The sequence below is a fragment of the Acaryochloris sp. IP29b_bin.148 genome (assembly GCF_028285565.1).
Lineage (GTDB): Bacteria > Cyanobacteriota > Cyanobacteriia > Thermosynechococcales > Thermosynechococcaceae > Acaryochloris.
The window spans coordinates 1-14,003 of record NZ_JANQOY010000238.1 but is presented as its reverse complement, the minus strand read 5'-3'; the positions used below and the strand labels follow the sequence as shown (position 1 = coordinate 14,003).

Here is a 14,003-nt window from a genome sequence, read left to right as displayed (position 1 = left end):
GGCCACAACCTCTGGAGTGGCATTGAGTAAAGCTTCTGCCCGAAATGTATCCGCTTTATCTGTACCTCTAAAGGTTCTAGTTCCTAGCCCATCAGGGTCCACATACTCAGCACCAAAGTCTAGCTTGGCAATATCATCACCATCATTGGTATCTGCAGGAATGTTGGGGTTCTCGATAGGTTCAACACCAAGACTACTAAAGAAAAACTTGTTATTTACTGTGCTATCCATAATCATTAAATTTCCAGTAAAATACCTGGGCATTATCTTTGTTTCGATAAGCCCTAAGAATATTGATTTCGCGTCAGAAATGATCCCCCAAGCCTTATCCACAGATTGGAATGAGAATATTTCCAAACTTAAAGATAAGAATATTTATTGTAAATTCCTTATTTCACTAGAGACTATGTTAAGGAACAAATGTATTTAACACTTTTTGCTTGTCAGACTAGTATGCAAATTGAGCAGTAATTCACGTATTCATGTATTAATGAATACATCCATGTATCGGTGAATACATTTATGTTGTATTACGCTCATACATTAGGAATTTACAATAAGAATTACCCATTTAATTCACGGACACTATATCAGAATACTGCGACCGTAGAAAAAAATTTATTTCCTCTAGTGCTTGCTACAATTGTTGAGAAACTGAAAATTTTCTAAAGTCTAATAGCCACTTATCTACCTACAACCTTGGTAGTAAGCTGAAAAGATCATTGTGCTTCTCTCAACGCTAGAGCGCTACAATCCTGAGAACTCGTACAAATATTGGCAAGACTGTTTTAAGTTCTTGGGAGAAAATCTGAAGCCAAGGTTCTTGTGTACTCAGATTTCTCATGACAATACTACTGCTCACGGATTGCCAGTGCTTTTGAATGACCTCTGGTTAACTTGAAGCAGCTTTGCAAAATATGCCTGATTAAGTTACTTGAGCCGATAGCATGATCACCCCTGTTCCGCTTCGAGAGTCACTAAAACTGGGAAACACGTTGATATAGCAGTCAGCAGGAGCCTGGAACTCTATTCGAGACAGTATCCATACAGGTCAGAGTGGATGTTCACAGCAAACTTACAGAGCGAATACACCATCACTCAAGATAATCTAGTTGAGTTCAAAACACCACTGGGCAATGCAACCTTGAGCGATGCCTTCAGTGACCTGGTGCGCCAAGGTGCCCGCCCAATGATTGCTCAAACCGTTGAAGTTTTAGCTCAATACCAGGATCTCAAAACCGAATCAGGCCATCAAGGCATCGTGTGCAATGGCTATTTGCCCGAGTGCGGTATTACCACAGGCGTTGGAGACTTGACATGTTTTTCAGCCTAGTAGAATTGACGGGCCATTGGATAAGTTTTAGCATCTTCAAGCAGATCGGTTAGAGTAAGCATGGCCAGCATCAAGAATAGATCAAGACATTTTTGGGTTGAGCACAGCTTGAGAAATAGAGATTGAGTAAACGATCTCTCTGGTATTTTAATTGAGTCTTTGGGTCTATTGCTCTAGAAGTCATGGAAAATATTAACTCTCCCCATAAAAAGCGTCTGTATAAATTATATAAAGCCCTTAATATATGGTTTATATTATTGCTTATATCTGGAACGATTATGGTCGTTTGGAATGGTCAGGTGGAATCCACTGGAACCACGCCAATAGCTAACTATTTCACTGCTTTAGTAATGGCTTTCTCAGCAGTTCTTGTCCGAAGATTTCTTAAGCTTGGTCTGCCTGTTTCTAAATTCTTACTGGTCTTTTCTTCACTTTACTTTTTGGGTGTTCTAGCAGTGAGCTTTTTTAGAGCGAACCTATTAATAGAACTATCTAGATCAATTGTGACGGCTACTTCCGTATGGTGTGGCCTCATGGTTGGTGCTTGTATTGGCTTCGAACCCAAAGCAATATATCGCTTTGCTAAAGTATTGCTTTTATTCGGCACTTTTATATCTTTAATTTCTATAATTACAAATGTTGGTTTAGTTTCTAGTATATCTAGCCTATCAGTGGGCAGGTCAAATAGGCTATGGACACAAGTATTTGGTGTCGTCGATCCAGTCTCTATGGTGGTATCTGCAATATTATTGATTCAAGGGAAGAAGATTAGAACTGATAGGGGAAAAATTCTTTTCTTTGGATCCTTTTTTGTGAGTGTTTTACTACTACTATATTCCAGTACACGTAGCTTTCTTATACAGACAGCCGCTTTAATATTTGTTTTGATTGCTGCAAAATTTAAATCATATCTTAGAGCTATACTGTTAATTTGGGGAGCATTTGTCACTATATTTTTATTGTTTAATCTTTCGACTGTTCTAACTTGGATGAGTTCTATGCCGATTTTAGATCAGTTTGGATTTGTTGATCCTAGTGGTAGCATTACCTTGGAGAAAACCAGGGTTGTTTTAAGCGCTTATTTAATTGATACAGCACTTCAGAATCCTTTAGTGGGGGCAGGTATAAGCATTGTTAAAGACGGGGCTAGCCAAGTTGATGGGGCGGCTAATACTGAGTATGGGTATGCACTTCATATAGCAGCATTTGGATTTATCGTGGCACTTCCGTTCTATTTATGTATGGTTGTAGGTGGTGTCGTTCAGCCCTTACTCAGCTTGGCAACAGTACCCAAAAAAGAAATTGCGACTCTGAGTGCCGTGAATGGAATGGCAATTGGCGCATTCCTGGCAGGCTTTAATGGTTACTACGGTCAAGCAACTGCCGTTACACAATTCACTTACCTGATTTGGATTGGCATTGCCATATCAGTCAATCAAAAGGTATTGCAGAAGAATGCCCGCAGAAACCCCTCTATGTTCTCGCTAAGAAAGACCATTAAATCTTCTGCTTAAACCAAACAAGCACTACTGTATGCGAATTTGCTTTATAGCTAATGGAGCTAGTATCCATACCCAACGCTGGGTCAATTCCTTATCAGACATCGGTCATGAAGTGATCTTGGTATCCCCCAATACCACTCCTGCGGGTGCTATTAAAGTTGCTAATGTGATTGATGATTTTTATCCAAAGTTCAATCGTATATCGTGCTACCTTGGATGCCTATCTAGAATCAATTCAGTAGTACATCGTTTAAAGCCTGATATCCTCCATGCTCACTATGCAAGTGGGTATGGTTTTTTAGGAAGACGATGTAACTATCATCCATTTTTAATTTCTGTTTGGGGATCAGATATTTTCGATTTCCCAAAAAAATCAATACTACACCAGCATCTACTAACTGCCAATTTAAACTGCGCTGATTATGTCGCTTCAACGAGTCATGTGATGGCACAAGAAACGCACAAATATTTAAAGAATAAAGAAATTCATATCACGCCATTTGGGGTGAACACTAACTACTTTAAATCTTCGTCACCTCTTAATCAGTCAAGTGATGGTGATTTAGTGATGGGTTCCATTAAATCGCTTGAACCCATCTATGGCATGACTAAACTTGTTCAAGCATTTATAAGCTTATCTGCTAGATATTCAAAACTACGATTGCTAATTATCGGAAGTGGTAGCCAATATGACCTATTAAATAGCATGATTCAACAGGCCGAATTATCGAATAGGGCAACTATTCTTTCTTCTGTTCCTCATGATTTAGTTCCACAGTATCTATCGCAAATCGATATCTTTGTGGTTCCTTCCTATCAGGAATCGTTTGGGGTGGCTGCCCTAGAAGCATCATCCTGTACTGTGCCTGTTATTGCGAGTGATGTGGGTGGTTTACCTGAGGTCGTTGTTAATGAATCCACTGGGTTTCTGGTAGATCCTGATGATGTGAATGCTTTAATCCAGAAGCTAACTGTATTGATTCAACAGCCTGCTCTCCGTCGAGAATTCGGGTTGAGAGGTCGCCAATTTGTCTGTGAGAACTATGAATGGCACGATTGTGTGGTTAATATGTCTAATCTGTATGACCGTATTTGTCACACAGCATCAACTTTATAGGAATAAGCAGCTAATCAATAGGATAGTCTACCTATCAGCCTCTAGAATTTTGCACACTAAGCCCCAATCTTGAATAGATTGGGGCTTGGTCGTTTGTTGTTTCTTCCTGTCACTGAAGCAGGGAATTATTGTTCTACTTGACTGTCTTGCGAGTGATGTCTGCGGCCACGTCCCCGTTTTCCCTGTCTTTGCTTTTTCAACTCTGCCATTTTTGCGCGCTGCTCAGGGGTTAACACTTGACGGATCTGGAGCTTATTTTCAAATCGAGCGTCTCCCATCTGTTGGTGCAAATCTTGCAAGACTTGATGTTGTGCCCTCAATTCATCGTCAGAAGCATCGCTGGCCATCAAAGTTTGCATTTTTTCTCTAGCAGCGCGGAATTCTTCTCGCGTTGCTTCTTTGGCCTGGCTACCTTGTTCTCGAATCTGATCAATCTGTTCAGTCTGTTCTGGCGTTAAATTCAATTCTTGACGAAACTGCTCCCGGCGTTGTTGCCGTTTCTCCTCTTTACCTGGTTGTTCTGTTTCACTGTTTTCCTGAGCAACAACATAGCTTGGAAATAAGGATTCTGCACCAGCAGTCAAAACACTCCCGACAGGGAGTAGCAAGGGTAAGGCTGCGAATAAATAAACCGGACGGAATTTCATATTTCAAAGACCTCTAGATGTAGTGTGTCAGGCACAGCAGTTGGAGGAAGATAAGCAGCTGTTTCCTACCTATTCATCATAGAAAGATGACTGCGATCCCCGATAGGATCGCAGCTCCCAAATTGACTGAGCCTAAAGGACTGAAGTGAGCTAGTACCAAAGTCCTATAGAGGTTTGGGAATGGAGATCCTGTTGAAGAGGGCAAGGAGTAACTTATAGTGGAGAAACGCTAGGGCAATACAGCTTGGCTACATCAGTGCCTATGTGGTGAAAATTACATTGTGAAGCGCAGGATTCAGATTGTTTCAGCAGCTTTTCACGATAATTTAGTTCTGGATGCCTACTTTATTTCCAACAATGTTTGCCGCTTATGCCTCGGCGCTATAGATCCAACCATCCCTTTCGCCTGTTGCTGTATTTGGAATGGATTTTATTAGGGATTGCGCTCTTAACGTTGTTTGTGCCTTTTCCCCGCCATCCCTTTTTCTGGCCACATGTGAGTCCAGGAGGAGGTATCAAATTTCCGTTCGGAGTCTTTTTCAGTATTATGTTCCTTGGCGGTTTAGGGTTGAAACTGCCGATCAGCCGTTCTCGAATCCTGCAATGGTTATACACCTGTATAGGATTAGGGCTTTGTTGGTCAACAGTGCTGATGGGAGGCCGCTTCCGCGAGTACTTTATCCCGATGCTGCTGATTGTGGTGATTCGGGCTTGTCTATTATTTCCGTGGAAACAGCGATTACTGGTAGCTGCGGTTGCTTATGGCTCTTTTCTAATCCGCTTGATGACAGGCGTGCAGCGTATTCATCCACTAGGAGTATCTCGAAGGTTGGGACCGCCGCCTCCCTGGCGAGGTCGTGGTTTATCTCAGGAATTGTTGGCGAGTCTACAGTTAAGGAGCGCTCTTTTATTTGGGTTAGTTTTAGTCTTTGTCTTATTGATGGTTGGAGCACTCTTAACTGAACATCGCAGTCGTGCTGAACTGGCTGCCGCGAACCATCGGCTGCGGCAATATGCCTTGATGATTGAGAATCAGGCAACGCTGCAAGAACGGACCCGTATTGCCCGAGAAATGCACGATTCAGTAGGCCATGCGTTGACAGCTCAAAGTATTCAGCTGGAGAATGTGGCGTTGTGGGTCATGCAAGATGGAGATAAAGCGTCCGAACATCTGGCTAAGGCGCGATCGCTAGGTAAAGACGCGCTCCAAAGTGTCCGGCAAACGGTGGCGGCTCTTCGGCATCATCCGCTACAAGGGCTATCCTTGTCTCAAGCTTTAACGAAACTGACCCAGGACTTTGAGCGGACCACATCAATTCAGGTTAAACTTGCGATTCGTCTAGAAACGCCTGTGGCCAAGGAAATAACCGCTGCGATCTATCGTCTGGTACAAGAGGCGTTAACCAACGCGTCTAAACATAGCGACGCGACGCAGGTGACGGTGGAGGTGATGGAGCAGGAGAAGGGACTGATCCTCAGCATTGCTGACAATGGCAAGGGGTTTTTGCCCGAACAGAACACCACAGGCTTTGGCCTCCAAGGGATGCAGGAACGAACAGAAGCCTTAGGCGGCCTGTTCGAGTTAGACAGCGCTCCCAAAAAGGGCTGTCATATTCAGATCAAGATTCCTCAGCTGGGAGAATAGCGATGATTCGGGTGATGCTAGTGGATGATCAGGGGATTGTGCGAGAAGGACTCTCTAGTTTATTGACGACCAAACCCGATCTAGAGATTGTGGGTGAAGCTGAAAATGGCCAAGTGGCTGTTGAGCGAGCCTTAGAACTTCAGCCTGATATTATTCTGATGGATATGCGGATGCCTGTGATGGATGGGGTTGCGGCTACTCAAGCTATCCGGCAGCAGGCCCCTGAGATTAATATTCTCGTGCTGACGACCTTTGATGATGAGGAGTATGTTTCGCAAGCGATGCACTTAGGCGCAAAGGGGTATCTGCTGAAAGATACGCCCTCTGATGAATTAGCAGAGGCCATTCGAGCTGTACATAAGGGCTACACCCATTTAGGACCAGGGCTGTTTGAAAAAATGATGGCTGCTCCCCCGACGGTGGATAGCCCACCTGAGTTAGAGGAGCTAACCCCCAGAGAGCAGGAGGTGCTGGCCTTAATTGCGGCAGGCCAGAGCAATCGAGAAATTGCGGAGGCCCTGTTTATTTCGGAGCGGACGGTCAAAAACCACGTCAATAGTATTTTGAAGCGGTTGGATGTGCGCGATCGCACTCAAGCCGCCATCCTGGCTACTAGCCTGCATCATCGCTAGGGGTCGGACTTTAATTTCTCTCCTCTTTGAGACAAACCCACCCCGCCCGTTGGGCACCCCTCCTAGGATGGGATCAATCGGCTTGCCTTTTCCAATGGCTGAGGAGCCTATGTTGTTGCAGTTGTTGGACTAGTTCTTTCAGATGAGGGGGATAGGGGATAAAGTGGCCGTTGGTGAATTGGGTGAGGGTGGCTAAGGCTAGCGCCAGCAAGCAAGGCGAGTTGTCGTCGATGATCTTGATGTTGAGATTAAATGGAGTGGAGTCCTGAAGGAACTAGAGCCAGGTAGGAATGGTTGTGTTTTGGGAGTTGTAGTGATGACTGCTGAAGAATTGTTAGAGCGTTATGCTGCTGGAGAGAGGGATTTCAGTGGGATTGATCTGCGTGGAGCTGATTTGCGTGGGGTTGATCTGCATGGAGCTGACTTGAGTGGAGCTGACTTGAGTGGAGCTGACTTGAGTGGGTATAGAAACAGTGAAGGAATCTGGATCTTCTCCAATTTGAGTAAAGTTAACCTGAGCGGGGCTAATCTTGAACATGCCTTCGTGAATGCTGCTAATTTGTCCGATGCCGATCTCACTAATGTTCGTTTCAACTGTACTGAAATGTTGCACGTTCACCTGGAAAGAGCTGATATGCGTGGAAGCTGTGGGAGCTGGACTAGTGAAGGGGCTTACTACCACAACACTATCTTGGATGATGGGAGTGTAATCGTAGAACCCTGTCGAGACTGATTGAGACTGATCAGAGTTTTGTGTAAGCGGTCTAGAATCCAGATATATCAGGAGGCCGCACCATGGCTAGAAAGAAAAAAGTTCTCAATCGAGTCAATGAGCTATTAAATGAACTCATCGGCATTACTCAGAGTTGAATCTGAGCGATGCCGAAGTTTCAAGAGGTAGGTTCTCTGACTCAGGGAGTAGGCGATATTAGACCGTCTCAAACGGCGATCGCTGCTTAAGTCCCAAATCCCACAACTGCTGCCAAAAGAGGAGCTTCGCTAACAGTCGTGGGAGTGTATCACACCTAGACCTTATACCTAAATTAATATTCAGGTATAGAAGGATCAATCTCACGACTCCAGGCCGTAATGCCCCCTTTAACATTGGTGCCTGAAATGCCAGCTTCTTGTAAGAAACCGAGGGCTTTCGCCGACCGCCCTCCCATCTTGCAATGGGCAATCAAACGATGACCATTCAGCAACTCCTTCACCTTGGGTAGGGCTTCGCCACTTTCAATCTCCGACAAGGGGATCAACACCGAGCCAGGAATCCGAGCAATTTCATATTCATGGGGATTGCGCACATCCAAGAGCACAAAATCCTTCGCACCGCTATCGAGCAGTTGTTTGAGGTCTTGAACCGTCATTTCTTCCATATTGGCTTGCTTCTCCGCTTCAGCTGCTTGGGCTTGGGGAATGCCACAGAACTCCTGATAATCCACCAGCTTCTCAATCACGGGACGCTCAGGATTCGGTCGGAGTTTTAACTCCCTAAACTTCATATCTAGGGCGTTAAAGAGCAGTAATCGCCCGCTCAGGGTCGTTCCTTGGCCCAAAATAATTTTAACGGCTTCTGTGGCCTGAATAATACCAATAATTCCGGGTAGGATGCCTAACACGCCACCTTCGGCGCAGGAGGGAACTAAACCGGGTGGGGGAGGCTCAGGATATAAGTCTCGATAGTTGGGGCCGCCTTCATAGTTAAAGACCGTGGCCTGACCTTCAAAGCGATAGATGGACCCGTATACATTGGGCTTATTGAGCAACACACAGGCATCATTGACCAAATAGCGGGTGGGAAAATTATCCGTGCCGTCAATAATAATGTCGTAGGGCTCAGCAATCTCTAGGGCATTTTCCGAGGTCAGCCAAGTGTTATATAAATCTACCTGGCAGAGGGGATTGATTTCTTGAATTCGATTTTTAGCGGACTCGATCTTGGGCTTACCCACCCAAGAGGTGCCGTGAATCACTTGGCGCTGGAGGTTGGAGCTATCGACCACATCGGCATCGACAATGCCCAAGCGGCCCACGCCTGCTGCCGCTAAATACAGTAATAACGGCGACCCTAAGCCACCCGTGCCCACACAGAGGATACTGGCAGCTTTGAGGCGCTTTTGTCCCTCAAGGCCGACTTCCGGCAAAATAAGGTGACGCGAGAACCGCTCATATTCTTCTTTGTTGAGCTGAATCTGGTCCAAATTAGGATTAAGCATGACGGACATCCTTAAGGTCAAGATGTAGGAATAATCTAAATATCTGTTTCAAGGGTGGGTGCGATCGCAGAGTTTAAAATCGTTACTTCTTCGGATCGAAACTGCTGACCATCCAGTATCCAACTGCGAAAGTCGTGGGGTACACCGGGGTTAACGGCAACAATCACATAGGAATACTGAGGCCAAGCCCATTTGAGATCGCATTCAGAGGGAACGGCTTCATGATTGGGATGTGAGTGGTAGACCCCCATAATATCCCACCCCTGGGTTCGTGCGTATTGCTGCGCCTTAAATAAATCTTGAGGGGCAATCCAATACCGACGGGTGGCTGTCAAGGGCAAATCGGCCTCCTCCGGATTGCGGGGCGCTGAGTCCCAAGCATTATCCACTGCATACAGCTCTAAGAGTTTTTTGTGTAATTGCCCGTCTTGTTCCACTATTGTGCCAAGCATTAACCCACAACATTCCTCGGGGTAACAGGTCTGGGCTTGGATTTGAATTTGTTCTAGATGACAAGTTTGCAAGCTGAGCATTGTGCTCTTATTTAACCCATTGTTTCTGAGAGTTCCATGATAGGTTGCTAAGAAACCCCCTCTATCGCAGCAGCGGTGCAGCAGTCAGTCGGCCTCCAGAGAGTGATCACCACCTAGATGAGGCCGCTGATTAAAGCGGAGGATGCGGCACCGTTGAGAACAAGAGGGATCGGGGGGGGCGGAGTTTAACTCAAATTCAAATAGGGCCGTATTTTTGATTGAGATATTCCAAATAACGGGTGTGCCGAGGATCGCCGCAATCAGGTATTGCAAAATACCCCCGTGGGTCACGATCCAGATTTGATCCGTCTGGGCATGAGACTGGTAAAGGGTCTGCAAAAAATTTTGAGTGCGATCGCAACAGTCCTGCCAGGTTTCTCCTTCGGGAATAGGGATCCAATCAGTGCTAGTCATTAATTGCTGGCATAGCTGCGGATATTGCTGTTCTGCCTCTAGCCACGTTAACCCCTGAAAAATGCCATTGTGGATTTCCATGAGCGCCTCGGCCCGTTCAACGATCAAGGGATCCTCTAGCGTTAAATGGGCGGCCATCAGTAAGTCTGCGGTGGCCATGGCTCGACTCAAGGGGCTGCTGTAGAGATGAGTCGGCAGCCAGCTTTGGGACAAATACTGAGCCAACACCTGAGCTTGGAGCACGCCGTGGGGAGAAAGGGGATCATTCAACTGCCCGCTCATTTGCTGTTGGCGGTTGCCTAAGGATTCAGCATGGCGAATCAAGAGAATCTTCATGGTTACGCATCAGGACTGATCCGCCAATAATCGACATTGAGCATGATGGCGGAGCAAATGATCGCATAAGACTAACGCTACCATGGCTTCAACCATGGGTACGGCTCTGGGCAGAACACAAGGATCATGGCGTCCTTTCGCGGCCAGGGTTGTCGCTTCCCCCGCCTGATTGACCGTCTTTTGGGGCTTGCCAATGGTTGCTGTAGGTTTAAAGGCCGCCCGCAGCACGATAGCTTCGCCATTAGAAATCCCGCCTTGAATCCCGCCAGAGCGGTTGGTGACAGTACGGATACGGCCTTGTTCGTCTGTATAGAACTCATCGTTATGTTCCAGGCCTGTTAATAAGGTGCCGGCAAAACCAGAGCCGATTTCAAAGCCCTTGCAGGCAGGCAGAGACATCACCGCCTTGGCGAGTTCCGCTTCCAATTTATCGAAGACGGGCATTCCCAGGCCGACAGGGACTTGGCGAGCTACACACTCCACGACTCCCCCAATCGAATTGGCATCTCGACGGGTTTGATCAATTAAATCAATCATCCGTTCAGCAGCCTCGGGATTGGGGCAGCGCACCATATTGGCTTCCACTTGGGCTAAGGTCACCTGGTTGGGATCGATCTCTGCTTCTAAATCCTTGATCCGTTTGACGTAGCCAATCACCTCAACCCCTGCGACCTGCTGCAATATCTTCTTGGCAATGGCTCCTGCCGCCACCCGACCAATGGTTTCTCGGGCAGAAGAGCGTCCGCCTCCCTGCCAATTGCGTATACCATACTTGGCATCATAGGTGGCATCGGCATGGGAGGGACGATACACCTGAGCCATCTCGCTATAGTCCTGGGGACGCGTATCTTTATTGCGGACTAAGACGGTAATCGGTGTGCCTAGGGTTTTTCCCTGAAATAAACCGGAGACAATTTCACAGGTATCCGTTTCTTTGCGCGGGGTTGTAATGCGACTTTGTCCCGGCCGACGTCGATCTAGCTCAACTTGAAGGTCTTGTTCGGTCAGTTCAATCTGAGGGGGACAACCATCGATCACGACGCCGACGCCACCACCGTGGGATTCACCAAAGGTTGTAATCCGAAATAGATGTCCAAAGGTATTTCCCATACTTGTGATCTGACTGCAGCAAAGATAGGCCGAGTGGCCTTTATCACTATCTCATTAACTCAGAGCCTTAGCGACTAGATAGAAAAATAGAGGGAGAACTTTATTCTCCCTCTATTCAAGAGTGTTGGTTATGGCTGGAATGAAATAAATTAGCAATTTGGAGCTTTTGACGCTCGCTGTTGCTCGATTTGAGCGACAGCAGTATCCACTTGCTTGGGCGTATAGCTAGTCAGCTCAGTTAGCCACTGCTTAATTAAATCTGATGATAAGGCATTAGAACTTGCCGACATCTCACTGATTTGATGCATAGACTTTTTCCTCAACCTTTATTCCAACGTTTTACGGAAGTAACTTCCTCTTGAATCCAAATATCAAATCCCAATGCATACCAATATAGCCATCACATCTTAAGAATGACCAGGCAGAAAAAGTCAGAAGAATCCAGAAAAAAGTCAGTTTAGCGCTCTGACCTTGCCTGACTCAAAGTCAGATTTATTCTCGGAAATAAAATAAAACTTAAGCGGCTTGGGTCAGACAGTTGGATAAGTATTCTGCCGTAACGGTGACGAGGGCAATGATTTTCTCGTAGGCCATACGGGTAGGACCTAAAATGCCAACGCTGCCAATGGGAGTTCTGTTCTTCTCGTAGGTTGAAGAGATCAGGGTGTAGGCATGAATCGATTCCAGCAAGTTCTCTGAGCCAATTCGCACGTTCACCTTTTTCCGCTGGGCTGTGGGCTTTAATGCATGCTGAGTGTTATCACTTGCAGTCCATTCGTGAATCAGAGGCCATAATCGATCTTGGCCCTCTTCTAGCAAATGAATAAGCGTTTGAGCCTGCTGCAACTCCGAAAATTCTGGCTGTCGGAGAACTTCCGCTAACCCTCCCACTAAAATATTTTTGGGGCCAAAGGTGTGGCATCGCTGCGTCAAGTCCGACAGCAGTTTCTTTAAAAAATCGGCGTATTTCTGAAATTCACGATCTAACTCACACTGATTCAAGGCCACTAAATCTTGCATGGAGCGTCCATCGAATTGGTGATTCAAAAAATTAGACAAAATCTTCAGTTCCTGCTCGATGCGCTCTGGATCGGATTCATTCCAGGTGGAAGAGGGTAGCTCCATGACCACAGACTGGGTTTCATAGGCATCGGTGACTAGGATCAGCATCACCCGATGAGGTTCAACCTGAACCAGGTGAAGATGGCGAATGGTGGAGGCGGCGGCCTGAGGCAAGGTAATCAGAGCCACACAACCACTGAGCGTTGCTAAAATTTGAGCGGCATCTTGCAGCAACACTTCAAAGACCCAACTGTCTGCTCGCAACTGCTGATGTAAGGACTGCTTGAGTTGCGACATTAAGTGTTCAGGGGGCATCATTAGCTCATCAACATAATGACGATAGCCAAAGTCGGATGGAATGCGCCCAGCTGAGGTATGGGGTTGAAATAATAAACCCACCTGCTCCAGTGCGCCCATGACGTTGCGAATTGTGGCAGGGCTAATGCTGAGTTGGTATTCCCGCGCCAGAGCCTTGGACCCTACAGGTTCTGCTGTAGCAATATAGTGATCGACGGTTGCCCGAAGCACTTGTTGTTGGCGGTGGGTGAGGCTGAGGTCCATAGGACTTAGGCAAAAATGTGCGATCGCAGGAATTAATAGCGAGGAATACTCGAATCGATTTTCAGAGAATAGGCATCGATTCCCCCACTAATATTCTTGACATTCGTAAACCCATTCTGACTTAACCATAGACAGACTTGAGCCGATCGCATCCCATGATGACACATCACCCAAGTTTCGCAATCACTATCCAGTTGTTCACTCACCGTTGCCGACCATTCAGGGAACTCACTCAGCGGTAAGTTCTGGAAAGATTCAAGATGAGCAACCGTAATCTCTTGTGGTTCTCTTACATCCAACAATTGGATGCTTGAAGACCCACTTTGCAAATGAGCGGCTAGCGTTTCAACGTCAACTTCGGGAAGACTAGAAAAATCGGGTGAAAACATAATTGAACGATCGATGGCATCAAGATTAGGAATGGATAACAGGAATCTTCAAAATTGATTAATCTAGTTATGACCTATTCTGTCATACGCATTGTCGAACGTGGAATCCATCTTGACTAACTACATTCGCGCAGTAATGTTGCGAGCGACTTACACTGCCTTGGCTGATGGCTGTACCTATGGCGAAATTCCAGGGTTTGAAAATGTGACTGCTCAAGCCGATACCCTGGAGCAATGTCGGCATGATCTGGTGGAGGCGTTAGAGGAATGGATTTTTTCACGTATGACCCGCCAATTGCCCGTTCCAGAAGTAGATGGGATTCATCTGCCCGTTAAAGAAATGATGTAATCTCCGTCAACGAACTATAATAGATGAATTAGAAACTTGGGGCTGTAACGGTTTCGACGTTTTAGCAAACGTAGCCTCATGATTCAGGCCGAGAGTGAGTCGTCTCTCGCAAATAAAAGGCTCAAAACATCGTACATGCGAACAACATCGTATCTTT

The 14,003-nt window shown here is 46.2% G+C and carries 15 protein-coding genes and 1 other RNA gene; 8 read left to right on the top strand and 8 right to left on the bottom strand.

Features of this window, described 5'->3' with window-relative positions; translation table 11 throughout:
• Positions 1-231 (bottom strand): hypothetical protein (locus Q0986_RS21390; RefSeq protein WP_299415603.1); only part of this gene is annotated, 231 nt, incomplete at its 3' end.
• 829 nt (positions 232-1,060) lie between these two features.
• Here Q0986_RS21390 and Q0986_RS21385 point away from each other — a divergent pair.
• The 3 genes from Q0986_RS21385 (at position 1,061) to Q0986_RS21375 (ending at position 3,952) form a co-directional block, all read left to right on the top strand.
• Positions 1,061-1,333, top strand: a complete 273-nt coding sequence (locus Q0986_RS21385; protein WP_299415601.1) for a hypothetical protein — start codon at positions 1,061-1,063, stop codon at positions 1,331-1,333.
• A gap of 182 nt (positions 1,334-1,515) precedes the next feature.
• Entirely contained in the window at positions 1,516-2,847 is a 1,332-nt protein-coding gene (locus Q0986_RS21380; protein ID WP_299415597.1) for a hypothetical protein, read from the top strand.
• Between the two features lie 19 nt (positions 2,848-2,866).
• Entirely contained in the window at positions 2,867-3,952 is a 1,086-nt protein-coding gene (locus tag Q0986_RS21375) for a glycosyltransferase (RefSeq protein WP_299415593.1), read from the top strand.
• Positions 3,953-4,077: 125 nt separating this feature from the next.
• Here Q0986_RS21375 and Q0986_RS21370 read toward each other — a convergent pair whose 3' ends face one another.
• Positions 4,078-4,599, bottom strand: a complete 522-nt coding sequence (locus tag Q0986_RS21370) for a Spy/CpxP family protein refolding chaperone (protein ID WP_299415590.1) — start codon at positions 4,597-4,599, stop codon at positions 4,078-4,080.
• 370 nt (positions 4,600-4,969) lie between these two features.
• On the opposite strand from Q0986_RS21370, the gene Q0986_RS21365 reads away from it, so the two are divergent.
• From Q0986_RS21365 to Q0986_RS21355, 3 genes are all read left to right on the top strand, one after another.
• Positions 4,970-6,244 carry a sensor histidine kinase gene (locus tag Q0986_RS21365; protein ID WP_299415585.1) on the top strand — a complete coding sequence of 425 codons (1,275 nt, stop codon included), beginning with the start codon at positions 4,970-4,972 and terminating at the stop codon, positions 6,242-6,244.
• 2 nt (positions 6,245-6,246) lie between these two features.
• Entirely contained in the window at positions 6,247-6,876 is a 630-nt protein-coding gene (locus tag Q0986_RS21360; RefSeq protein ID WP_299415581.1) for a response regulator transcription factor, read from the top strand.
• A gap of 316 nt (positions 6,877-7,192) precedes the next feature.
• The gene (locus Q0986_RS21355; protein WP_299415577.1) at positions 7,193-7,609 is read left to right on the top strand and encodes a pentapeptide repeat-containing protein; all 417 of its coding nucleotides are present in this window, start codon (positions 7,193-7,195) and stop codon (positions 7,607-7,609) included.
• Positions 7,610-7,919: 310 nt separating this feature from the next.
• Here Q0986_RS21355 and moeB read toward each other — a convergent pair whose 3' ends face one another.
• From moeB to Q0986_RS21325, 6 genes are all read right to left on the bottom strand, one after another.
• Positions 7,920-9,092: a molybdopterin-synthase adenylyltransferase MoeB gene (gene moeB, locus Q0986_RS21350; RefSeq protein ID WP_299415572.1), complete on the bottom strand. Its 1,173-nt coding sequence runs from the start codon at positions 9,090-9,092 to the stop codon at positions 7,920-7,922.
• Positions 9,093-9,127: 35 nt separating this feature from the next.
• Positions 9,128-9,625: a M67 family metallopeptidase gene (locus Q0986_RS21345; RefSeq protein WP_299415568.1), complete on the bottom strand. Its 498-nt coding sequence runs from the start codon at positions 9,623-9,625 to the stop codon at positions 9,128-9,130.
• An 84-nt stretch (positions 9,626-9,709) separates the two neighbouring features.
• A complete protein-coding gene (locus Q0986_RS21340) occupies positions 9,710-10,375 on the bottom strand; it encodes a histidine phosphatase family protein (protein WP_299415564.1) in 666 nt (221 codons plus the stop codon).
• A gap of 9 nt (positions 10,376-10,384) precedes the next feature.
• Positions 10,385-11,485, bottom strand: coding sequence for a chorismate synthase (aroC, locus tag Q0986_RS21335; protein ID WP_299415559.1), 1,101 nt, complete (start codon positions 11,483-11,485; stop codon positions 10,385-10,387).
• Positions 11,486-12,001: 516 nt separating this feature from the next.
• Entirely contained in the window at positions 12,002-13,108 is a 1,107-nt protein-coding gene (hrcA, locus tag Q0986_RS21330; RefSeq protein ID WP_299415555.1) for a heat-inducible transcriptional repressor HrcA, read from the bottom strand.
• Between the two features lie 32 nt (positions 13,109-13,140).
• Complete coding sequence (locus Q0986_RS21325; RefSeq protein ID WP_299415552.1) at positions 13,141-13,497, bottom strand: rhodanese-like domain-containing protein; 357 nt, start codon at positions 13,495-13,497, stop codon at positions 13,141-13,143.
• A gap of 112 nt (positions 13,498-13,609) precedes the next feature.
• On the opposite strand from Q0986_RS21325, the gene Q0986_RS21320 reads away from it, so the two are divergent.
• Positions 13,610-13,846: a type II toxin-antitoxin system HicB family antitoxin gene (locus Q0986_RS21320; protein ID WP_299415549.1), complete on the top strand. Its 237-nt coding sequence runs from the start codon at positions 13,610-13,612 to the stop codon at positions 13,844-13,846.
• A 38-nt stretch (positions 13,847-13,884) separates the two neighbouring features.
• Positions 13,885-14,003: a transfer-messenger RNA gene (gene ssrA, locus Q0986_RS21315) on the top strand; the annotation flags it as partial.